Below are 21,385 nucleotides of genomic sequence, written 5' to 3' on the forward strand. Positions count from 1 at the left end.
AACCGACCGTTCCTGAAGAAGCGGCGGCTGCCCGGCCGCTCGACGGGCGAGCCACGGCGCCCCTTCCTAGAGTCGGAACCATGACCGCCACCGCGGAGCCCGCCTCCGGGAGGGACGCCACGGCCCCGGCGCTTCCGCCCCCCGGCGGGCGCCTCGGCTGGGTCCCGAAGGCCTTCGCGACCCTCTTCGCCGTCCTCGGCCTGCTGTGCGCCGTGCTCGCCGTCGTCCCCCCGCTGCGCCACCCGCTCCGCCCGGTCGTCCGCGCCCTCGACCTGCTCCTGGTCCCCATCAGCGCCAACCTCGCCTACGCCGTCTTCCTGTTCCTGCTGGCCGGCGCCACCGCCGCCCGCAAGAGGGTCGCCTGGTGGCTGGTCGTCGTCTATCTCGGCCTGCTCGTCCTCGGCGACGCGGCCGGCGTGGCCGTCGGCCTGTACGCCGCGTCACTGCCCTCCCTGGTGCTGTGCGCGCTGCTGCTGCTCCTGCTGGTGCTGGCCCGCCACGAGTTCTACGCCGCCTCCCGCCGCGGTGCCGTGTGGCGGGCCCTGGCCGTGCTGCTGGCCGGGCTGGCCGTGGCGATCCTGCTCGGCTGGGGCCTGGTGCTGCTCTTCCCGGGCACGCTCCCGGCGGACCAGCACCTGGCGTGGGCGGCCGACCGGGTGTGCGGCGGACTGGTCTCTTCCGGCTCCTTCGCCGGCCGCCCGCCGCGCGAGATCACCTTCCTGCTCGGGCTGTTCGGCGCCCTCGCCCTGCTCAACGCCGCCGCCACGCTGTTCCGCTCGCAGCGCCTGGAGGCCGCCCTGCACGGCGACGAGGAGGCCCGCATCCGCGCCCTGCTGAGGACGTACGGCGAGCGGGACTCCCTCGGCTACTTCGCCACCCGGCGGGACAAGGCCGTCGTCTTCTCACCCAGCGGCAAGGCGGCCGTCACCTACCGCGTCGAGGCCGGCGTCTGCCTGGCCGGCGGCGACCCCGTCGGCGACCCGGAGGCCTGGCCGCACGCCATCGACGCCTGGCTGGACGTGGCCCGCAGGCACGCCTGGGCGCCCGCCGTGATCGGCGCCTCCGAGGCCGGCGCCCGCGCCTGCGCCCGCGCCGGACTGGGCGCCCTCCAGCTCGGCGACGAGGCCATCGTGCACGTGGCCTCCTTCGACCTGAAGGGCCGCGAGATGCGCGTCACCCGGCAGGCCGTGCACCGGGTCCGCCGTACCGGAGCCGTCTGCCGCGTCCGCCGCCACGCGAACCTCACCGAACGCGAGATGGAGGAGATCGTCGACAAGGCCGACGCCTGGCGGGACACCGAGACCGAACGCGGCTTCTCCATGGCCCTGGACCGGCTCGGCGACCCCGCCGACGGCGACTGCCTGCTCGTGGAGGCCCTCGGCGAGGACGGCCGGCTGCTCGCCCTGCTCTCCTTCGTGCCCTGGGGCCGCGACGGGGTCTCCCTGGACCTGATGCGCCGTGACCGCGCCGCCCCCAACGGGGTCATGGAGTTCATGGTCGCCGAACTGTGCGCCGCCGCGCCGAAACTGGGCGTGCGCCGCATCTCGCTGAACTTCGCCGTCTTCCGGTCGGTCTTCGAGGAGGGCGCCCGCATCGGCGCCGGACCGGTCCTGCGGCTCTGGCGCCGGCTGCTGCTGTTCTTCTCCCGCTGGTGGCAACTGGAGGCGCTGTACCGCTCCAACGCCAAGTACCGCCCCGAGTGGTACCCGCGCTTCCTCTGCTACGGCGACACCGCCTCCCTCGCCCGCATCGGCCTCGCCTCCGGTATCGCCGAGGGCTTCGTCTCCGTACCCAGCTTGCACAAACTCTGGGGAAAGGGGCACCCGGGGACCGGACGGCGGTCCACCGCTGCGGCGGTCCCGCCGTCCGTGCCGGCGCTCGGCCTCGCCGGAGGGGACCAGGCCGGGCCCGCCGCCCCGGACGCGGGCCTGCCCGACCAGGTCCGCGTCCGGTACCGCACCCTGGACCGGCTGCGCGCCACCGGCACCGACCCCTACCCGGTCGGCGTCCCGGCACCCACCCACGCCCTCGCCGACGTCACGCCCGGCGCGCAGGTCACCGTCGCCGGACGCGTCCTGCTCGTCCGCGACTTCGGCGGCATCGTCTTCGCCGTGCTGCGCGACTGGTCCGGCGACCACCAGATCGCCCTCACCCGCGACGGCTCCGGCCCGGACCTCGACCGCTTCACCCACGACACCGACATCGGCGACCACATCACCGTCACCGGCCGCGCCGGCCTGTCCGACAAGGGGGAACCCACCGTCTTCGCCGGCTCCTGGCAGCTCACCGGCAAGTGCCTGCACCCGCTGCCCGACAAGCGCCGCGGCCTGACCGACCCCGAGGCGAAGGTCCGCCGGCGCCACCTGGACCTGATCACCAGCCCCGACGCCCGCGCCGTCGTCCGCGCCCGCTCCGCCGCCGTACAGGCCCTGCGCCAGGGCCTGCTGGACCGCGGCTACCTGGAGGTCGAGACCCCGATGCTCCAGCAGGTCCACGGCGGCGCGAACGCCCGCCCCTTCACCACCCACATCAACGCCTACGACCTCGACCTGTACCTGCGCATCGCCCCCGAGCTGTATCTGAAGCGGCTGTGCGTGGGCGGCCTGGAGAGGGTCTTCGAGCTGGGCCGCACCTTCCGCAACGAGGGCGTCTCCTACAAGCACAACCCCGAGTTCACGATGCTGGAGGCCTACCAGGCCCACGCCGACTACGACGTCATGCTCGACCTCGCCCGCGAACTGATCCAGGCCGCGGCGACCGCCGCCTTCGGCCGCCCGGTGGCCCGCAAGGACGGTGTGGAGTACGACATCTCCGGGACCTGGCCGGTCAGGACCGTGTACGGGGCGATCTCCGAGGTGGCCGGGGAGGAGATCGGCCCCGGCACCGAACTGCTGCGGCTGCACCGGATGTGCGACCGCACCGGCGTGCCGTACACCGCCGACGACGGACCCGGTGACGTGGTGCTGGAGATGTACGAGCGGCTGGTCGAACACCGCACCGGACCGCCCACCTTCTACAAGGACTTCCCGACCGACGTCTCCCCGCTGACCCGGCAGCACCGCACCGACCCGCGGCTCGCCGAACGCTGGGACCTCGTCGCCTTCGGCACCGAACTCGGCACCGCCTACTCGGAACTGACCGACCCCGTCGAACAGCGCCGCCGGCTCACCGAGCAGTCGCTGCTGGCTGCCGGCGGCGATCCGGAGGCCATGGAACTGGACGAGGACTTCCTCCAGGCCCTCGCCTACGCCATGCCCCCGACCGGCGGCCTCGGCCTCGGCGTCGACCGGATCGTCATGTTCCTCACCGGCCTGACGATCCGCGAGACGCTCCCGTTCCCGCTCGTGCGCCGCCGGTGACCCGTGCACGCCGCGACACCCGCGCTCACACGCGTGTTCCGAGGAGTACGATCACTGCGCCGTCCGGGTGTAATCCGCCGCCGTACCGGTGTTGTTGAGCCGTGCCGGTGCTCGGTGGGGCGACTGATGGGGGATGCAGAAGGATCAGTTGTTCACGCGGCGCCGGATGCTCCTCGCCGGCATCGCCGCTCTGGGAGCGGCGGGTACCGCCGGGGCCATCGTGGCGGGCGGCGAGGAGACCACCCGGACCGCCGCGGCCCCCGTCGCGGGCCCGCAGGCCCGCCAGGCCCTCAAACCCTCCGCCTTCCGGCTCCAGCCGCTCACCGGATACGGCCCGCCGCGCACCGCGCCCCGCAGGCTGAAGGTGCGGGACGAACCCGTCCTGCGGGTCTCCGGACGCGGCCGGCGCATGGTGCTGACCTTCGACGACGGACCGAACCCCGAGTACACCCCGCGCATCCTGGACACCCTCGCCAAGTACGGCGTACGGGCGATGTTCTTCGTGTGCGGCGAGTGCGTCGTGGAGAACAGGGAACTGCTGGCCCGGATGGCCGACGAGGGCCACGTGGTCGGCAACCACACCTGGACCCACCCGCTGCTGACCGAGCTGGGCCGCGGTGAGATCCGCTCCGAGATGGAGAGCACCAGCGACGCCATCGAGGACGCCTACGGCGAGCGCCCGCAGTGGTTCCGCGCTCCCTACGGCGCCTGGAACCGCGCCGCCTTCCAGCTGGGCGCCCGGATGGGCATGGAACCGATGGCCTGGACGGTGGACACCACCGACTGGATGGAGCCGGGCACCCGCACCATCGTGGACCGGGTCGAGAGCGGCGCCGCCCCCGGCGTCGTGGTGCTCTCCCACGACGCCGGGGGCGACCGTTCGCAGACCGTCCGCGCGATCCGGGAGTGGCTGCCCTATCTGATCGACTCCGGGTACCACCTCACCGTGCCGCCCCGGCGCGCCTAGCCGTCGGTCCTCACCGTCCCGCCTGGTCGCGGCGGTTCACGTGACCGCGGCCAGGCGGGCGAAGACGACGACGTTCCCCTCGTAGCCGTTCTGCTTGGAAAAGCCGCCTCCGCAGGTGATGACCCGGAGCTCCGCCGTTCCCTTCGCGCCGTACACGCGGTCGCCGGGGAAGTTGTTCTTCGCGAAGACCTCGACCCCGTAGATCTCGAACACCGCGGTCTTGCCGTCCTGGCGCAGGACCTCGACCTGGTTCCCCTTCTGCAGCGCCCCGAGGCCGTAGAACACGGCGGGGCCCTGCTTGTTGTCGACATGGCCGACGATGACCGCGGTGCCCTTCTCCCCCGGGGACACGGCGCCGGTGAACCAGCCCGCCAGGCCCGGGTTCTCCGGCGGTGGCGCGGCGACCCAGCCGTCCGCGTCCAGCCCGACCTGTACGACGGGCGCGTCCACCCGGATCGCCGGGATGCGGATCCGCTGCACGGGGGAGAACGGCAGGGCGGTGGGCGCGGGCGCGAAGGAGCCCAGGGTGGCGCGGCTGTCGGGCGCCGCCGCCGAGGCGGGTTGTGGCGGACCGACGTCGAACTCCCCGGAGCCGTTGCGGATCAGGGCCAGACCGGTCAGCAGAACAAGCGCTATCACGCCCCAGGGGGCGCGCTTCCTCCGCCGCTCCTCCTCTTCGGCCAGCTCGGCCAGCTTGGACGCAGACATTCGCCATCCCCTCTCGACGCGGTCGCCGCCACGCCCGTCGCGCATGGGAAAACGCTAAGTCCCGCGCGGGCGGCGGGCGACGGGGTGATCGGCGAACGGGTGGCGGCCCGCACGCTCGGTGAGCCATCCGAGTTGCCGTTCCCGGGAATTTTCTGACGGTCCGTGACCTGCGGCAATATCGGATTGTGTGGTTGTCCGTCGGCGTGTCGGATCACCAGGACGGACCATTCTCGACATGCGGGCGTGTTCCGCGCGTCCGAGGGTCTATGCGGGAGGTGATTTCTCGCCGATCCACCGGGGACGGGACCCGGTGACCTCCCGCGGAGGATCACATGCGCAACCAACGTGCCCTGGCGGCGGCGTGCACCACGGTCGCCGTGCTCGGGCTCGCCGCCCCCGTGGCCGTCGCGGACGGCATGGGCAACGGGGGCGGTCCGAGCAGCACCGACAACACCACCGTCATCGTGCCCGGCACCGGCAACATCGGCACCTTCAGCGGAGGCGTCGTCGGCCCCGGCACCGGCAATCTCAACGGCAACGGCCACTTCAACGGAAACGGGAACTTCAACGGGAACGGCAACGGCAACTTCAACGGAAACGGCCGCGAGGGCTTCGGCAACGGCCGCGGGGGCGAGGGCGGGAACAACGGCCGTGGCGGTGAGGGCGGCAACAACGGGCGCGGGGGCCGCGGGGACGACTTCGGCCGTGGGAACGGAATCGGCGGGGAAGGAGGCCGTGGCGAGGGCTTGGGCAACTCCCGCGACATCTTCGTCACGCCCGACATCGTGTCCGCCGGCGGCCAGGTCACCATCATCGTCAACGGCTGCAGCAGCGGCACGGCGAGCTCCGACGCCTTCGGCGTCACCCGGCTGGAGCCGTTCCGCGACGACACCGCCCGGGGTGTCGCCACCGTCGACCGCGACGCCCGCCGCGGCCGCTACGACGTGACCGTCCGCTGCGACGGCCGCACCATCACCCGCCGGGACGCCTTCACCGTGATCGGCGGTGTGCACGCCGGGTTCGGCGGCGGCAGGATCAGCGGCGCGACCCCCACCGACATGGCCATCGGCGGTGGCCTGGTGGCCTCTGCCGTGATCGGCGGGGGCGCCTTCTGGCTGCGCCGCCGGCACGAGAAGCGCGTCTGAGTCCCCGGTGCGCCGCCGAGGCCACCGGATCCGACCCCGTCCCCGTCCCCGAGCCGTGAACACCGACAGGCCTTCGCCCCGATTCCTCGCGGAAGCGGGGGCGAAGGCCTGTCGTGGCCGCCGTGCCGGCCGGGCGGCGCACGCCGCTCCGGCGGCCGGGGGCTATCCGGCGCCCGGGAACATGCTCAGGAACGGCTCCGCGGTGACCGCGATGCCGCGGCTGTAGGGCGCGTCGAAGTCCCAGATGAGGAACAGCATGAAGGCGATGGTCGCGGAGAACAGCCCGGCCAGGACCAACTCGCGCCGGGTGCGCCGGATCTGGAGCGCGAACACCATGCCGACGGTGATCAGTGCCCCGGTGAGCAGCCCCCACCACACCACCGGCGGCATGACGGCCCCGGTGGCGTCGGCCCGTGCGTTGCGCGCCTGGTCGGCGGTGGCGAGCTGGTCGAGCAGCGGCTGGTAGGCCTGCGCCTCGAAGTCGTTGCGCGGCTGGTAGTCGGTGACGTCCGCCCGCACCGTCTGCAGCAGCTCCGCGCCGCGCTCCGTGACCCGCTCCTGGTCCGCCATCGTCCGCCACTCGGTGTGCACGACGTACCCCACGTAGGCGTCCACGTCGGCGCGGACGCGGTCCCGGACGTCCGGCGGGTAGACCCGGACCCGCTCCGAGATCTCGTGCAGCGCCTGGGCCTCGGTCTGGACGTGATCCTGGGCCGCGTTGCGGGCCTCCCAGACGCCCGCGATGGCCAGCCCCAGCACGATGGCGTAGACGACGCCGATCCACATCGTCATGTACTCGATGACGTCCGGGGTCTCGCTCGGATCCTCGTCCTCGGCGGCCGTCCGGTGCCGTAGCAGCGTGATGACGACCACGACGGCGCAGGCCCCCAGCATCGCGAGGACGAGAACAAGCCAATCCGACAACTGGTGCCTCCAGAAGTGAGCGGGCCGGCGCGTCAGCGCGGGCGCAGCGCCGCGACGGCGACGATCGCGGGGACGGTGATGAGCAGGACGTAGGTGACGGGCGAGGTACGGCCGCGGGTGGGGCGGCTGACGGCGTGGGGGTGGTACGCCGGGTAGCTCACCGGGGTCGCAGAGGGCCGTGGGGTGGGCCTGGGCGCAGGCTTCGGCGCGAGGGCGGGCCGAGGCGCCGGCGGAGGGGCGGGAGGGGGCGTCGGCCGGGGTGCCGGGGGTGCCGGGGGTGCCGGAGCGGGCCTGGGCGGCCGCGGCGTGGGCGGCGGCGTCGGCTTCGGCGGCGGCGTCGGGTCAGGTGTCGGTGTCGGTGTCGGCGTCGGCTCGGGGGTGGGTGTCGGTTTCGGCGGAGGCGGCGGAGGCGGCGGTGTCGGCGTGGGGGTGGGCGTCGGCGTGGGCGGACACGGGGGCGGGGGCGGCTTCGGGCAGGGCGGGTCGGGCCAGTGGTGACCGCCGGCGTAGGCCACGGCCACCGTGCCGTCCGGGCCCGTCGAGGCGGACGCGCAGGCGTCGGCCGACGCGCCGCCGGCCGGCCATCCCACCAGCGCCCAGGTCAGCGTCAGGAGGGCCAACACCCGCGGGGCGGGCGCGCGTCGGGTCACTTCGGGTCCATGCACGACGAAGATCATGAGGGGCGACCGGCCGCCCGCACCCCCCGGTACGCCGAGATTGCACTGAAAGAGGGAGATGGGGTGATCACAGGTTTGGCAGGCGGAAGAGCCCGAATCAGACCGGTCCATCCCGGTACGCGCACCGGTGGCTCCCCGGGCGCGTCACAGGATCCCGAAAGAAATTCCGGCCGCCGTTGAACACCGCGGCCCCTACGCCGCGTACCCATGGCCGTGCGGCGGCACAGCAGGCGCTGCAATATCCAGGCGATGATGGGGAGTTTGACGATGAAGACCTCCTGGCGGACCGCCTCACTGGTGGCCACGGCCGCTTCGGTGCTGGCGCTGACGACGGCGTGCGGTCAGGACAACGCCACCGCTCCCGCGTCGGCGGCCCAGAACGTCGGGGCCACGGCCGCGGCCGGCGACTACGGCAACCCGGGCGCCGGGACCGCGACCGGCGCGGGCAACGGATACGGCGCCGACGGCAACAAGACCTCCGCCTCCCCGGCCGCGGTCGCCCCCGCGGGCAAGCTCACCGTGGCCGCCAACCCGGACCTGGGCAACGTGCTCACCGACGGTTCCGGCCTCACCCTCTACCGGTTCGACAAGGACACCGCCAACCCGCCCAAGTCCAACTGCGCCGGCGACTGCGCCACCACCTGGCCGCCGGTCCCCGCCGACGACGCCACCGCCGGCGCCGGCATCGACAAGGCGCTGCTCGGCGAGGTCACCCGCGCCGACGGCACCAAGCAGCTCACCATCGGAGGCTGGCCCGCCTACCGCTACGCCAAGGACGTCAACGCCGGCGACGTCAACGGCCAGGGCGTGGGCGGCAAGTGGTTCGCGCTCGCCCCCAACGGCAAGAAGGCCACGCTGTCCGACCTGCCCGGCCTGTCCGTCCGCAAGGACCCCAAGCTGGGCGACATCGTCGTCGACAAGAACGGCATGACGGTCTACCGCTTCATGAAGGACCAGGCCTGGCCGAAGTCCGTCTCCAACTGCACCGGCTCCTGCCTGGAGAAGTGGCCGGCCGTCGGCCCGGTCGACGCCGACGACACCAAGGGCGTGAAGAAGAAGGGCCTGATGCCGTTCACCCGTCCCGACGGGGTGAAGCAGATGACCGTGAACTGCTGGCCGATCTACACCTTCTCCGGGGACAAGGCCCCGGGCGACACCAACGGTCAGGGCGTGGGCGGCACCTGGTACGCCGTCTCGCCCGACGGCAAGCCGGTCGGCGCGCCGGGCGAATAGATCACCTCCCCAGGGTCGATCGTCCCGCCCGACCCGGCGCGCGGCCGCAGATCCGCCCCCTCCGCACCGCACGGAGGGGGCGGATCGTTGTGTGCGGTGGACGCGCGGCCGGACGGCCGTCACACAGCGGGGCCGTGCGGGCACTTGCCGCAGGCAGTGACCGGGAACGGATGGTCAATTTCCGGTTCAGGTCGCCCGTTTGGCGGGCGATCAGTAGCCTCTGCTCGAACACCGGAACGCATGTCCCTGTCGCCTACGCCTTGGAGTGATACATGGAGCGCCCCGCCTGGGCCCCCCGGAGCATCGACATCTCGGTGCCGAGCGTCTCACGGATCTACGACTACTACCTGGGCGGTTCGCACAACTTCGAGGTGGACCGGGAAGCCGCCCGCAAGGCCATGGAGTTCATGCCGGGACTGCCGAAGATCATGCAGGCGAACCGGGCGTTCATGCGCCGGGCCGTGCGGTTCGCGGCCGGGGAGGGCATCACCCAGTTCCTCGACATCGGCTCGGGCATCCCGACCTTCGGCAACGTCCACGAGGTGGCGCAGACGGCCGTACCGGGCGCCCGTGTGGTCTACGTCGACCACGACCCGGTGGCGGTCGCCCACAGCGAGGCGGTCCTGGCGGGCAACGACGACGCCGACGTGATCGCGGCGGACCTGCGCAAGCCCCACGAGATCCTCTCCAGCCCCCGGCTGGACAGCCTCATCGACCTGAAGCGGCCAGTGGCCCTCCTCCTCGTTGCCATACTGCACTTCGTGGAAGACGCGGACGACCCCTACGGTGCGGTGGCCGAGCTGCGCGAGGCGCTCGCGCCCGGCAGCCTGCTGATCCTCACCCATGCCTCGTACGAGGGAATCCCGCTGCCCGCCGAGCGGGCCGAGGGCGCGGTGGACGTGTACAAGGACATTCGCAACCCGCTGATCATGCGCTCGCGCGAGGAGATCGCGCGGTTCTTCGAGGGGTACGACATGGTGGAACCCGGACTGGTGCCGATGCCGCACTGGCGCCCGGACGCGGCACCGGAGGACGAGGACCCGTACGCCTTCTCCGGGTTCGCCGGCGTGGGGCGCACGGCATGAGCGCGGAGCCGGACGAGCCGGAGGGCAGACTGCGCCGGCTGACGACGATCTGGAGCCGGGCGCTCTTCCCGGTGACCTCGACGTCGTTCACCCGCGCCGAGTTCGAGGAACAACTCCTGCCGCTCGCCCGCCGGTTGAGCGAGCTGCTGCGCGCCCGCAGCTTCGACGCGGACGCGGCGAAGGCCGTCGGCGCCGCCCTGGTCGAGGCGCACTGCACCGACCCCGAGGCGCTCGCCCGCACCCTGGACTGCGTCGACGCCTACCTGGTCCTGTACTGCGGCGAGGACGGCCCCCAGGACGAACTGCGCATGCGCTCCTCGCGCCTGCAGCACGCGATGGCCGCCGGCTACGCCCAGGCGCTGCGCGAGCGCACCCTCGCCGAGCAGGAAGCCATTGCCCAGGCCGCGCTGCGGGCCCAGGGCGTGGTGGCCCAGGCGCTGCACGCGACCGAGGCCCGCTTCCGCGCGGTCTTCGAGGGCGCCGCGATAGGGATCGGCATCGCCGACCTCGACGGCAACGTCCTCCAGGTCAACGAGGCGCTGCTGCGCATGTTCGGCCTCCCCGAGCAGTCCCTGCGCGGCCGCCGCGTCCAGGACTGGATCCACCCCGAGGACGCCCCGCAGACCTGGCGGCTCTACGACGAACTCGTGCGCGGCGAACGCGAGCACTACCACCTGGAGAAGGCCTTCAACCGCCCCGACGGTACGGCGCTGTGGACCAACCTGACGGTCTCCCTGCTCCGCGACGCCGACGGCACCCCGCAGTACCAGCTCGCCCTCATGGAGGACACCACCGAGCGCCGGCTGCTCAACCTCCGGCTGCGCTACGAAGCCACGCACGACGCCCTCACCGGCCTGCCCAACCGCACCCTGTTCTTCGAACGCCTGGAGAAGGTGCTGAGCGCGGGCGAGGGCCAGCGCTTCGGCCTGTGCTACCTGGACCTGGACGGCTTCAAGACCATCAACGACAGCCTCGGCCACGCGGCCGGCGACCGGCTGCTGGTGGAGGTCGCCGACCGGCTCCAGTCCTGCGCGACCGCGCCCGGCGAGATGGTCGCCCGGCTCGGCGGCGACGAGTTCGTGGCCCTCACCACCGGTCCCGGCACCGAGCGCACGGTGGACGAACTCGCCGAGCGCATCATGAACGCGCTGGTCACCCCGATCAGCATCGACGGCCGCGACCTCCTGGTCCGCGGCAGCCTCGGCATCGTCGAGGGCCCGGCCGGCGAACGCACCGCCGCCGAGGTGCTGCGCAGCGCGGACATCACCATGTACCGCGCGAAGTCGGCCGGCGGCAACCGCTGCGAACTGGCCGACCCGGAGGCCGACGCCCGCGCCATCACCCGGCACGGCCTGACCACGGCCCTGCCGACCGCCCTGGAACGCGGCGAGTTCTTCATCGAGTACCAGCCGCTCGTCCACCTCGGCGACGGCAGTGTGCGCGGCGCCGAGGCCCTGGTGCGCTGGCTGCACCCGCAGCACGGCGTCCTCGGCCCCGACCGGTTCATCCCGCTCGCCGAGCACACCGGCCTGATCGTGCCGCTCGGCCGCTGGGTCCTGGAGGAGTCGATCCGCCAGGCCCGCGCCTGGCGCGAACGCTACGGCGAACAGACCTCCGCCGGCCCGCTGCGCATCAACGTCAACCTGTCCCCGTGCCAGCTCAGCCACCCCGGCCTGGTCCAGGACACGGTCGACATCCTCGAACGCTCCGGCGTCGCCCCGGACGCCCTCTGCCTGGAGGTCACCGAGTCCGCGCTCATCGGCGCCGACGACGACCTGCTCAAACCGCTGCGCCGGCTGGCCGAGATGGGCGTCGACATCGCGCTGGACGACTTCGGCACCGGCTACTCCAACCTCGCCAACCTGCGCCGCCTGCCGGTGAGCATCCTCAAACTCGACCGCTCGTTCACCCAGAGCATGCAGCAGTTCCCCGCCGACCCCGTCGACCTGAAGATCGTGGAGGGCATCGTCTCCCTCGCCCACAGCCTCGACCTCGCGGTCACGGTCGAGGGCGTGGAGACCGGCGCCCAGGCCGAACAGCTGCGGATCCTGGGCTGCGACACGGCCCAGGGCTGGTACTACGCCCGGCCGGGCCCGCCGGAGAGGCTCCAGGACCTGGCCCTGGTCGACGCGACGGGCTGACCGGCCCGCGCGTCGTCGTACCCCTCCCGGGCGGACGCGGCCACGGCGGTGGCCGCCCGGACGAGTGCCGCGGTGGCCGTGGAGCGGGACTGCTGCGGCCAGACGACCGCCAGCAGTGAGGGCGGCGCGTCCGGGACGGCCCGGTAGACGACGCCCGGACGCGGATAGCGGTCGGCGACGGACGCCGGCAGCACGGTGACCAGCTCGCCCAGGGCGACGCAGGTGAGCAGCTGGGCGAGGTCGCGGCCCCCGTGCCGCATCCTCTCCAGGAACCGGTGCAGGTCCCCGGGGCGCAGCCCGAGGTCGGCCAGCAGGACGTGGTCCCGGGCGGCGAGCGGGTGGGCCGCGCCGAGCGCGGCGACACGCGGCTCGGCGATCAGGGTCTCGCTGTCCAGGCCGGTGCGGTCGAAGGGCTCGTGGACCAGCGCGGCGTCGGCCTCCCCGCGCCGCAGCAGCCGCGGCTGTTCCAGCCAGCCGCACAGCCGGACCGTCACCGGGACGGCGGCGGGGTCGGCGGCGAAGCGCTCCAGGATCGGCTCCAGCAGTCCCGCGTCGCCGTCCGCCTTGACCGCCAGGACCAGCGTGCGGTCCGGCCCGGCCGCGCGCCGGGCCCGCCGCCCGGCCGCCTCCAGGGCGTCCAGCGCGAACCGCGCCTCCGTGAGGAGGACCTCGCCCGCCGGGGTCAGGGCGACGCTGTGGGTGGTGCGTTCGAAGAGGGCGACGCCGAGATCCGTCTCCAGCCGGCGGATCGCCCGGGACAGGGGCGGGGCGGAGATGCCCAGCCGCTCGGCCGCGCGGGCGAAGTTCAGTTCCTCGGCGACGGCGACGAAGTAGCGCAGCGGGCGGGACTCCATGGCTTCGCCTCCCTCCGGTATTGCCCTGAGGGTAACAACCGGGAGCGAAGCGGTCCTTCAGTTCCCGGACGCCGGACGGCAGGCTCGATCACGACCCGACCCCCTCCCTCCTGGAGCCTTCAGTGATCCTTGTCACCACCCCGACCGGCCAGATCGGCAGCCAGGTCCTCGACTCGCTCCTCGACGCCGGGGCCGCGGCGGGAGACATCCGGGTGATCGTCCGCGATCCCGCGCGCCTGTCCCCGCGCGTGCGCGACCGGGTCGAGGCCGTCGCCGGCTCGCACGCCGACCCCGAGGTCACGGCGAAGGCGTGCGCGGGCGTCGACCGGGTGTTCTGGCTGGTGCCGCCGGCGCCCGCCGCCGACAGCCTCGACGGCCACTTCGGCGCCTTCACCCGGCCGCTGGTCGACGCGATCCGCACCCAGGGCGTCGAACGGGTCGTCGCCGTCTCCACCCTGGGCCGCGGTACGGCCCGCGACGCCGGGCAGATCTCGGCCTCGCTGGCCATGGACGACGTGGTCCGGGCCACCGGGGTCCACCACCGGGCGCTGTGTCCGCCGTACCTCATGGAGAACCTGCTCCACCAGGCCGCGGCGATCCGCGACAGCGGAGTGATCTCCATGGCGACGTACGGCGACCGGGTGCTGCGCACCTGCGCCACCCGTGACATCGGCGTCACGGCGTCACGGCTGCTGCTCGACGGCTCCTGGACCGGTCAGGAGGACGTGCCGACGGTCGGTCCCGACGCGCTGACGCCCGAGGGGATGGCGCGCGTCGTGTCCGAGGTGCTGGACCGGCCGGTCCGCTTCCGGCGGCTGAGCGGGGCGGAGTACAAGGCGTCGCTGCTGCGGCACGGGGCGAGCGAGGCCTGGGCGCAGGGCACGGCCGACCTCGTGGCCGCGACCGCCGAGCAGGGTTTCTACGGCAGCGCGGCGCCCACCACGCCCGACACCGCGCCCACCTCCTTCCGCCGGTGGTGCGAGGAGGTGCTCCGGCCGGCCGTCCTGCGCTGACCGGCACCGCTGACCGACGCCGCCTACCGCTCCAGCAGCATCCGCTGCAGTTCCCGGGCCGCCCGCGGCGGAGCCACGTCGCTGCGGTGGGCGAGCGCGATGGTGCGGTGCAGACCGGGGCGGGCCAGCGGGGTGACCCGCAGTCCCCGGCCCGCCCGGGCGGCCACCATCCGGGGTACGACGGCCACGCCGAGCCCCGCCCGGACGAACCCCAGCACCGCGTCCATCTCGCCGCCCTCCACCGCGAAGTCCGGCTCGAACCCGGCGGAGCGGCACGCGGCGACGGTCAGTTCGCGCAGGTCGTACCCGTGCCGGAACATCACCAGCCGCTCGCCCTCCAGGTCGCCGATCTCCACCGCCCGCCCGCCCCGGCCGGGCACCGGCGCCTCCGGCGAGGACACCACCACCAGGTCCTCGCGCAGCAGTTCCACGGTCGTCAGCGCGGGCGCCGGCGTCGGCAGCGGCAGCACGACCAGCGCGAGGTCGAGCGCGCCGCGCGCCAGCTCCCGCACCAGGTCGTGGGAGCCGCCCTCCTCGATCAGCAGCTGAATGCCGGGATACCGGTCGTGGAAGGCGCGCAGCACGTCCGGCAGCAGGCCGGTGCACAGGCTCGGCGTCGCCCCCAGCCGTACCCGGCCCCGCCGCAGCTGCACCAGCTCCTGCACCTCGTGCCGGGCGGTGTCCGCGTCGGCGAGGATGCGCCGGGCGAGCGGCAGCAGCGCCTCGCCCGCGTCGGTGAGCGTGATGTTGCCCCGGGCCCGCAGGAACAGATCCGCGCCCAGTTCCCGCTCCAGCGCCTTGATCTGCTGGGACAGCGACGGCTGGGCGACATGGACACGCTCGGCGGCGCGGGTGAAGTGCCGGGTCTCGGCGACGGCCACGAAGTACTGGAGCTGCTGGAACTGCACCCTCCCAGCATAGCGTCAGCCTATGGAAACGAGCTGGACCATGTCTTGGACCGATCGGGACCTTCGGCCCTAGCGTGCTGTGTCATGGCACTGGTAACGCGGACGGACCGACGGCCGTCCATGGCACGCACGATGTGGGACTCCACCGTCGGCAAGAAGACCGTGATGGCCGTCAGCGGCGTGATCATGCTGCTGTACCTGGTCGCCCACGTCATCGGAAACCTGAAGATCTTCTTCGGCGCGGGGGAGTTCAACCACTACGGGCACTGGCTGCGCACGGTCGGCGAACCCTTCATGCACTACGAGTGGACGCTCTGGCTGATCCGGGTCGTCCTCCTCGTCGCCGTGGTCGCCCACGCCACCTCCGCCTACCAGCTCAGCCGCCGCGACATCAGGGCACGTCCCGGCAAGTACGTGCACAAGAAGCCCCGGGCCGGTTACGCGACCCGCACCATGCGCTGGGGCGGTGTCATCCTCGGCCTGTTCATCGTCTGGCACGTCCTCGACCTGACCACCGGCACGGTGCACTCCGGTGGCTTCCAGGAGGGCCATCCGTACCAGAACGTCGTGGACACCTTCTCCACCTGGTACGGCAACGTCGTCTACATCGTCGCGATGCTGGCGCTCGGCCTGCACATCCGGCACGGCTTCTGGAGCGCCGCCCAGACCCTAGGCGTCGGCAGCCGCACGCGCGACCGCGCCCTGAAGACCCTTGCGAACGTCCTCGCGCTGCTGCTCACGGCCGGCTTCATCGCCGTACCCGTGGGCGTCATGACCGGAGTGGTGAGCTGACATGACTGCCTACGCCGACTACGCGACCGGCGCGCCGGTCACCGACACCAAGGCCCCCGCCGGGCCCGTCCACGAACGCTGGGACAAGCGCCGCTTCGAGGCGAAGCTGGTCAACCCCGCCAACCGGCGCAAGCACACGATCATCGTCGTCGGCACCGGACTGGCCGGCGGCTCCGCGGGCGCCACGCTCGCCGAACAGGGTTACCACGTCGTCCAGTTCTGCTACCAGGACTCCCCGCGCCGCGCCCACTCCATCGCCGCGCAGGGCGGCATCAACGCGGCGAAGAACTACCGCAACGACGGTGACTCGATCCACCGCCTCTTCTACGACACCGTCAAGGGCGGCGACTTCCGGGCGCGCGAGTCGAACGTGCACCGGCTCGCGCAGATCTCCGTGGAGATCATCGACCAGTGCGTGGCCCAGGGCGTGCCGTTCGCCCGCGAGTACGGCGGCCTGCTCGACACCCGCTCCTTCGGCGGCGTCCAGGTGTCGCGGACGTTCTACGCCCGCGGCCAGACCGGGCAGCAGCTGCTCCTCGGCGCCTACCAGGCCCTCAGCAGGCAGATCGCCGCGGGGAACGTGGAGATGCACCCGCGGACCGAGATGCTCGACCTGATCGTGGTCGACGGACGGGCCCGCGGAATCGTCGCCCGGGACCTGATCACAGGAAAGATCGACACCTACTTCGCGGACGCCGTGGTGCTCGCCTCCGGCGGCTACGGCAACGTCTTCTACCTGTCGACCAACGCCATGAACTCCAACGCGACCGCCGTCTGGCGGGCGCACCGGCGCGGCGCCTACTTCGCCAACCCCTGCTTCACGCAGATCCACCCGACCTGCATCCCGCGCACCGGCGACCACCAGTCGAAGCTGACGCTGATGAGCGAGTCGCTGCGCAACGACGGCCGGATCTGGGTGCCCAAGGCCCAGGGCGACACCCGCCCGCCGGACGAGATCCCCGAGGACGAGCGCGACTACTACCTGGAGCGCATCTACCCCTCCTTCGGCAACCTCGTGCCCCGGGACATCGCCTCCCGCGCCGCCAAGAACGTCTGCGACGAGGGCAGGGGAGTGGGCCCCGGCGGGCAGGGCGTCTACCTGGACTTCGCCGACGCCATCAGGCGCATGGGACGCAAGGCCGTCGAGGCCAGGTACGGCAACCTCTTCGAGATGTACCAGCGGATCACCGACGAGGATCCGTACGAGGTGCCGATGCGGATCTACCCGGCCGTGCACTACACGATGGGCGGCCTGTGGGTCGACTACGACCTCCAGACCACGATCCCGGGCCTGTTCGCGATCGGTGAGGCCAACTTCTCCGACCACGGCGCCAACCGGCTCGGCGCGTCCGCGCTGATGCAGGGCCTCGCCGACGGCTACTTCGTGCTGCCGGCCACCATCAACGACTACCTGGCCCGCAACCCGCACCAGGAACCGGTCACCGACCAGCACCCCGTCGTGCAGGAGGTGCTGGCCGAGACCGAGGACCGGATCAACCTGCTGCTGGCCGTGGACGGCGACCGCACACCCGACTCCTTCCACCGTGAACTCGGCGAGCTGATGTGGGAGTTCTGCGGCATGGCCCGCAGCGACGCGGGGCTGCGCAAGGCCCTGGAGCGGATCCCGCAGATCCGCGAGGAGTTCTGGCGGCGGATCAAGGTGCCCGGCACCGGCGAGGAGTTCAACCAGTCGCTGGAGAAGGCCAACCGCATCGTCGACTACCTGGAGCTCGCCGAGCTGATGTGCCTCGACGCGCTGCACCGCACCGAGTCGTGCGGCGGCCACTTCCGCGAGGAGTCCCAGACCCCGGACGGCGAGGCGGCCCGCAAGGACGACGCGTTCTCCTACGCCGCCGCCTGGGAGTTCACCGGCACCGGCCAGGCCCCCGTCCTGCACAGGGAAGACCTGGTCTTCGAGTACGTCCACCCCACCCAGCGGAGCTACGCATGAAGCTCACCCTGCGCGTCTGGCGGCAGAAGAACGCCGACGCCCAAGGAGCGATGTCCACCTACGAGGTCGACGACATCTCGCCCGACATGTCCTTCCTGGAGATGCTGGACGTCCTCAACGAACAGCTCATCCTCTCCGGGGAGGAGCCGGTCGCCTTCGACCACGACTGCCGCGAGGGCATCTGCGGCGCGTGCAGCCTGGTCATCAACGGCGACGCGCACGGGCCGGAGCGCACCACCACCTGCCAGCTGCACATGCGGTCCTTCCGGGACGGCGACACGATCGACATCGAGCCGTGGCGGGCGTCCGCGTTCCCGGTGATCAAGGACCTCGTGGTGGACCGGTCGGCGTTCGACCGGATCATCCAGGCCGGCGGCTACATCACCGCGCCGACCGGCTCCGCGCCGGAGGCCCACGCCACTCCGGTGCCCAAGGCCGACGCCGACTTCGCGTTCGAGCACGCGGAGTGCATCGGCTGCGGGGCGTGCGTGGCCGCGTGCCCGAACGGCGCGGCGATGCTGTTCACCTCCGCCAAGGTCAACCATCTGAACGTGCTCCCCCAGGGCGCGCCCGAGCGGGAGACGCGGGTGCTGGACATGGTGGCCCAGATGGACGCCGAGGGATTCGGCGGGTGCACGCTGACCGGTGAGTGCGCCACCGCCTGCCCCAAGGGCATTCCGCTGATGTCGATCACCAGCATGAACAAGGAGTGGCTGCGGGCCACCCGGAAGGCGGGCAAGAGGTAGCCGCCGCCTGAGGACGTTCGCCGACCAGAGGCGGGCGGGCGGGGCCGGGGAGGTGCTCATCCGGCCCCGTCTGGTGTTCCGGCCCCCTGTAGCCTGCCGCCATGATGCTCGGGAACAAGGGGAATGGACGGTTCCGCGGTGCCGTAGCCGGTTTCGAGGCCGCCGTACGCGCGCAGGACGCCGACCGCTCGCTGCAGCACTTCCAGGAACTGCACCGGTACTTCGGCCAGGCGGATGACCAGGAGTTCCGGGAGGCCGGGCCACGCCTGGCAGCGATCCTGGACGAGATGCCGGCCGCCCCCCGCGCCACCGTCGCCGTGCTCGTCGGCGCGTGCGTCGAACGCGGCGCCGACCCCACCGCCTGCGCACCCCAGGTCCTCGCCGGCCTCGCCGGAGCCCTCGAAGGCGCCCACGGGTTCTGCGAGCGCTGGGCGGCCACCGGCGGCGGCGACTTCCCCGACCCGCAGGCCGAGGAGCCGCCCGAGGATCTCCTCGACCGGGTCGGCCAGGACCAGGCCATCGCCTGGCTCACTCTCCGCCACTGGGAGATGGCCGCCGTCGCCATGCTCAACCACGCCGCCGTCCGCACCGCCCTCGACGCCGGGACCCGCGCCGGCCTCCTCCAGGTGCTGCGCTCGGTGGAGGAGGCCTCCGGGCACGACTTCAAGTGCCTGGCCTACGCCCTGCTCGTCCTCGACGACGAACCGCTGGTCGTCCTGCACCGCCCCACCGGCACCGGCTACGCGATGCGGATGACCGGCATCGGTGACAACTTCCAGCTGCACACCCTGCTCGCCGACGTCCTCGTCGGCGGCGGCCACCTGCCCGGCCGCGCCCCTTCCGCCGAGGAGGCCGCCGTCTGCCGCGACCAGCCCGGCCAGGTGGACACCACCGGCTCCTTCAACCTCGTCACCCCCTCCGGCGACTGGGTGTGGAACGAGGGCACGCCCTCGGACATACCCGTCGTGGACGGCGTACGCCTGCTCGTCCTGGACCCGCCGCCGTACGAGCGGAGCTGGCCCGCGGGCCGCTTCTTCCCGCACATGCACGGCGACCTGGTCCTGGAGCGGGTGCTCGACGAGGAGGAGGCCGGGCGGCTGCTCGCCGGATGCGTCGCCGAGGACGGCTGACCAAGGCGTTCACCGCCCCCACATCCGCACTCCTGGCACCGGTCACACGCACGCCAACCGGCGTCGGAAGAACAGGAGCGGCGGGCCGCACCAGGCCCGCCGCCCCCGTCGCCGACCCGGCCCGTGCCCAGGAGAGAGCCATGACCGGCGTGACCACCCTCGACCGTCCCCCGCTGCCCGCGGCCCCCACCCGCTACACCGTCACCCTCGCCCGTGACGAGGCCGACGTGCGTGCCGCGCAGCGGCTGCGGCACGAAATCTTCGCCGGGGAGATGGGAGCCCTGCTGGCCACCGCCGAGCCGGGGCACGACGTCGACGCCTTCGACGCCTACTGCGACCACCTGCTCGTGCGCGAGGAGGTGACCGGGCAGGTCGTCGGCACCTACCGGCTGCTGCCCCCGGAGCGGGCCGCGGTCGTCGGCCGGCTCTACTCCGAGGGCGAGTTCGACCTGAGCGCGCTGGACGGGATCCGGCCCGGCCTGGTCGAGGTCGGCCGCTCCTGCGTCCACCCCGGCCACCGCGACGGCACCGTCATCGGCCTGATCTGGGCAGGGATAGCCCGCTACATGACCGACCGGGGCCACGAGTGGCTCGCGGGCTGCTGCTCCGTACCGCTCGCCGACGGCGGGGCCCTGGCCGCCGGCACCTGGGAGCGGGTCAAGGACAGGCACCTGGCGCCCGCGGAGTTCCGGGTCCGGCCGCTGCTCCCGTGGACCCCGAACACCCAGGCCCCGGCCGCCCGCACCGACCTCCCCGCCCTGCTGCGCGGCTACCTCAGGCTCGGCGCCTGGGTGTGCGGCGAGCCCGCGCACGACCCGGACTTCGGGGTCGCCGACCTGTACGTGCTGCTGTCGATGCGCCGGGTCAACCCGCGCTATCTGCGGCACTTCCTCTCCCTCGTCCCGGCCTGATGAGCGGCTGGCTGCCCACCGCGCCCTGCACCCCGGACGCCTGTGTGGCGCCGGCCCCGGCCGCCGTGGCCGTGCCGCGTGCCGTGCTGCGGCTGGCCGCGGTCGCGACCCTGGTGCTGGCCGGGATCGTGCTGTCCCCGCTGGGCGGCCGGATCCGGGCCGAGTGGGTCGCGCGGTGGTGCCGGATGATCGTGCGGGCCGTCGGGGTGCGGGTGCGGATCACCGGTGCCGCCCCGCCGGACGGTGGGCTGCTGCTGGTCGCCAACCACGTCTCCTGGCTGGACATCCCGCTGCTCACGGCCGTACGCCCGGCCCGGATGCTCGCCAAGACCGAGGTGGGGCAGTGGCCCGTGGCGGGCGTGCTCGCCGCGCGCGGCGGGACCCTGTTCATCGAGCGGGACCGGCTGCGCGCCCTGCCCGGCACGGTCGCCCGGATCTCCGGCGTCCTGCGCGCGGGGGCGGCCGTGGCCGCCTTCCCCGAGGGGAGCACCTGGTGCGGACGCGCCCACGGCCGGTTCCGCCGGGCCGTCTTCCAGGCCGCGCTCGACGCGGGGGTGCCCGTCCAGCCGGTCAGTCTGCGCTACCGCCGGCAGGACGGCGGGCCCGGCACCGCGGCGGCCTTCGTGGGGGAGGACACCCTGCCGGCCTCACTGTGGCGGGTGGCGCGGACCCGCGGCCTGGTCGCCGAGGTGGAGGTCCGGCCGGTGATCCCGCCGGGCGCCCACCCGGACCGGCGTTCCCTCGCCCGGGCCGCCCAGACGGTGGCCCCGGAGCCGGCCTGGACGCACGCGGCGCTGGTCACCGAAGGAGAGCGCGTCACCGTGCACGCATAGACCACATG

Annotated in this window: 18 protein-coding genes; 13 read left to right on the forward strand and 5 right to left on the reverse strand. The window is 72.9% G+C overall.

The genetic code is table 11. The features are described from left to right. Positions 1–80 precede the first annotated feature (80 nt). Entirely contained in the window at positions 81–3,359 is a 3,279-nt protein-coding gene (lysX, locus tag S1361_RS34760) for a bifunctional lysylphosphatidylglycerol synthetase/lysine--tRNA ligase LysX (protein ID WP_208035802.1), read from the forward strand. Positions 3,360–3,492: 133 nt separating this feature from the next. Beyond that, positions 3,493–4,326: a polysaccharide deacetylase family protein gene (locus S1361_RS34765; RefSeq protein ID WP_208035803.1), complete on the forward strand. Its 834-nt coding sequence runs from the start codon at positions 3,493–3,495 to the stop codon at positions 4,324–4,326. A gap of 36 nt (positions 4,327–4,362) precedes the next feature. On the opposite strand, the gene S1361_RS34770 is transcribed toward S1361_RS34765, so the two are convergent. Next, the gene (locus S1361_RS34770; protein WP_208035804.1) at positions 4,363–5,034 is read right to left on the reverse strand and encodes a class F sortase; all 672 of its coding nucleotides are present in this window, start codon (positions 5,032–5,034) and stop codon (positions 4,363–4,365) included. 332 nt (positions 5,035–5,366) lie between these two features. Between S1361_RS34770 and S1361_RS34775 the strand changes: the two genes are divergently transcribed. Next, complete coding sequence (locus S1361_RS34775) at positions 5,367–6,179, forward strand: hypothetical protein (RefSeq protein ID WP_208035805.1); 813 nt, start codon at positions 5,367–5,369, stop codon at positions 6,177–6,179. A 162-nt stretch (positions 6,180–6,341) separates the two neighbouring features. Here S1361_RS34775 and S1361_RS34780 read toward each other — a convergent pair whose 3' ends face one another. Continuing rightward, positions 6,342–7,103: a bestrophin-like domain gene (locus S1361_RS34780; protein WP_208035806.1), complete on the reverse strand. Its 762-nt coding sequence runs from the start codon at positions 7,101–7,103 to the stop codon at positions 6,342–6,344. A gap of 32 nt (positions 7,104–7,135) precedes the next feature. Beyond that, a complete protein-coding gene (locus S1361_RS39970) occupies positions 7,136–7,264 on the reverse strand; it encodes a hypothetical protein (protein WP_279577642.1) in 129 nt (42 codons plus the stop codon). 783 nt (positions 7,265–8,047) lie between these two features. Here S1361_RS39970 and S1361_RS34785 point away from each other — a divergent pair. The 3 genes from S1361_RS34785 (at position 8,048) to S1361_RS34795 (ending at position 12,239) form a co-directional block, all read left to right on the forward strand. Further along, the gene (locus S1361_RS34785; protein ID WP_208036903.1) at positions 8,048–9,013 is read left to right on the forward strand and encodes an SCO0930 family lipoprotein; all 966 of its coding nucleotides are present in this window, start codon (positions 8,048–8,050) and stop codon (positions 9,011–9,013) included. A 272-nt stretch (positions 9,014–9,285) separates the two neighbouring features. Further along, entirely contained in the window at positions 9,286–10,098 is an 813-nt protein-coding gene (locus S1361_RS34790) for an SAM-dependent methyltransferase (RefSeq protein ID WP_208035807.1), read from the forward strand. Then, entirely contained in the window at positions 10,095–12,239 is a 2,145-nt protein-coding gene (locus S1361_RS34795; protein ID WP_208035808.1) for a putative bifunctional diguanylate cyclase/phosphodiesterase, read from the forward strand. The genes S1361_RS34790 and S1361_RS34795 overlap by 4 nt, the downstream gene beginning before the upstream one ends. Here S1361_RS34795 and S1361_RS34800 read toward each other — a convergent pair. Next, positions 12,176–13,093, reverse strand: a complete 918-nt coding sequence (locus tag S1361_RS34800) for a LysR family transcriptional regulator (protein WP_208035809.1) — start codon at positions 13,091–13,093, stop codon at positions 12,176–12,178. The two genes, S1361_RS34795 and S1361_RS34800, sit on opposite strands and share 64 nt — an antisense overlap. A gap of 122 nt (positions 13,094–13,215) precedes the next feature. Here S1361_RS34800 and S1361_RS34805 point away from each other — a divergent pair, with 122 nt between their 5' ends. Continuing rightward, positions 13,216–14,106, forward strand: a complete 891-nt coding sequence (locus S1361_RS34805) for an NAD(P)H-binding protein (RefSeq protein ID WP_208035810.1) — start codon at positions 13,216–13,218, stop codon at positions 14,104–14,106. A gap of 23 nt (positions 14,107–14,129) precedes the next feature. On the opposite strand, the gene S1361_RS34810 is transcribed toward S1361_RS34805, so the two are convergent. After that, positions 14,130–15,014, reverse strand: coding sequence for a LysR family transcriptional regulator (locus S1361_RS34810; RefSeq protein WP_208035811.1), 885 nt, complete (start codon positions 15,012–15,014; stop codon positions 14,130–14,132). 120 nt (positions 15,015–15,134) lie between these two features. On the opposite strand from S1361_RS34810, the gene S1361_RS34815 reads away from it, so the two are divergent. The 6 genes from S1361_RS34815 (at position 15,135) to S1361_RS34840 (ending at position 21,377) form a co-directional block, all read left to right on the forward strand. Next, entirely contained in the window at positions 15,135–15,806 is a 672-nt protein-coding gene (locus S1361_RS34815) for a succinate dehydrogenase (RefSeq protein ID WP_208036904.1), read from the forward strand. Between the two features lies 1 nt (position 15,807). After that, on the forward strand, positions 15,808–17,757 hold the full coding sequence (locus tag S1361_RS34820; RefSeq protein WP_208035812.1) for a fumarate reductase/succinate dehydrogenase flavoprotein subunit: 1,950 nt from the start codon (positions 15,808–15,810) through the stop codon (positions 17,755–17,757). Then, complete coding sequence (locus S1361_RS34825) at positions 17,754–18,503, forward strand: succinate dehydrogenase/fumarate reductase iron-sulfur subunit (protein WP_208035813.1); 750 nt, start codon at positions 17,754–17,756, stop codon at positions 18,501–18,503. Before S1361_RS34820 ends, S1361_RS34825 begins: the two co-directional genes overlap by 4 nt. A gap of 101 nt (positions 18,504–18,604) precedes the next feature. Beyond that, a complete protein-coding gene (locus S1361_RS34830; protein ID WP_208035814.1) occupies positions 18,605–19,633 on the forward strand; it encodes a hypothetical protein in 1,029 nt (342 codons plus the stop codon). A 140-nt stretch (positions 19,634–19,773) separates the two neighbouring features. Further along, complete coding sequence (locus S1361_RS34835) at positions 19,774–20,544, forward strand: GNAT family N-acetyltransferase (RefSeq protein WP_208035815.1); 771 nt, start codon at positions 19,774–19,776, stop codon at positions 20,542–20,544. Beyond that, a complete protein-coding gene (locus tag S1361_RS34840; RefSeq protein WP_208035816.1) occupies positions 20,544–21,377 on the forward strand; it encodes a lysophospholipid acyltransferase family protein in 834 nt (277 codons plus the stop codon). The genes S1361_RS34835 and S1361_RS34840 overlap by 1 nt, the downstream gene beginning before the upstream one ends. Positions 21,378–21,385 lie beyond the last annotated feature (8 nt).

This window comes from Streptomyces cyanogenus, from assembly GCF_017526105.1.
GTDB lineage: Bacteria > Actinomycetota > Actinomycetes > Streptomycetales > Streptomycetaceae > Streptomyces > Streptomyces cyanogenus.

Bases quoted from the DNA above. Each gene is read 5' to 3' on its own strand.
- lysX (WP_208035802.1), top strand. From the start codon at position 81: ATGACCGCCACCGCGGAGCCCGCCTCCGGGAGGGACGCCACGGCCCCG.
- S1361_RS34765 (WP_208035803.1), top strand. From the start codon at position 3,493: ATGCAGAAGGATCAGTTGTTCACGCGGCGCCGGATGCTCCTCGCCGGC.
- S1361_RS34770 (WP_208035804.1), bottom strand. From the start codon at position 5,034: ATGTCTGCGTCCAAGCTGGCCGAGCTGGCCGAAGAGGAGGAGCGGCGG.
- S1361_RS34775 (WP_208035805.1), top strand. From the start codon at position 5,367: ATGCGCAACCAACGTGCCCTGGCGGCGGCGTGCACCACGGTCGCCGTG.
- S1361_RS34785 (WP_208036903.1), top strand. From the start codon at position 8,048: ATGAAGACCTCCTGGCGGACCGCCTCACTGGTGGCCACGGCCGCTTCG.
- S1361_RS34790 (WP_208035807.1), top strand. From the start codon at position 9,286: ATGGAGCGCCCCGCCTGGGCCCCCCGGAGCATCGACATCTCGGTGCCG.
- S1361_RS34795 (WP_208035808.1), top strand. From the start codon at position 10,095: ATGAGCGCGGAGCCGGACGAGCCGGAGGGCAGACTGCGCCGGCTGACG.
- S1361_RS34800 (WP_208035809.1), bottom strand. From the start codon at position 13,093: ATGGAGTCCCGCCCGCTGCGCTACTTCGTCGCCGTCGCCGAGGAACTG.
- S1361_RS34815 (WP_208036904.1), top strand. From the start codon at position 15,135: ATGGCACGCACGATGTGGGACTCCACCGTCGGCAAGAAGACCGTGATG.
- S1361_RS34820 (WP_208035812.1), top strand. From the start codon at position 15,808: ATGACTGCCTACGCCGACTACGCGACCGGCGCGCCGGTCACCGACACC.
- S1361_RS34825 (WP_208035813.1), top strand. From the start codon at position 17,754: ATGAAGCTCACCCTGCGCGTCTGGCGGCAGAAGAACGCCGACGCCCAA.
- S1361_RS34830 (WP_208035814.1), top strand. From the start codon at position 18,605: ATGATGCTCGGGAACAAGGGGAATGGACGGTTCCGCGGTGCCGTAGCC.
- S1361_RS34835 (WP_208035815.1), top strand. From the start codon at position 19,774: ATGACCGGCGTGACCACCCTCGACCGTCCCCCGCTGCCCGCGGCCCCC.
- S1361_RS34840 (WP_208035816.1), top strand. From the start codon at position 20,544: ATGAGCGGCTGGCTGCCCACCGCGCCCTGCACCCCGGACGCCTGTGTG.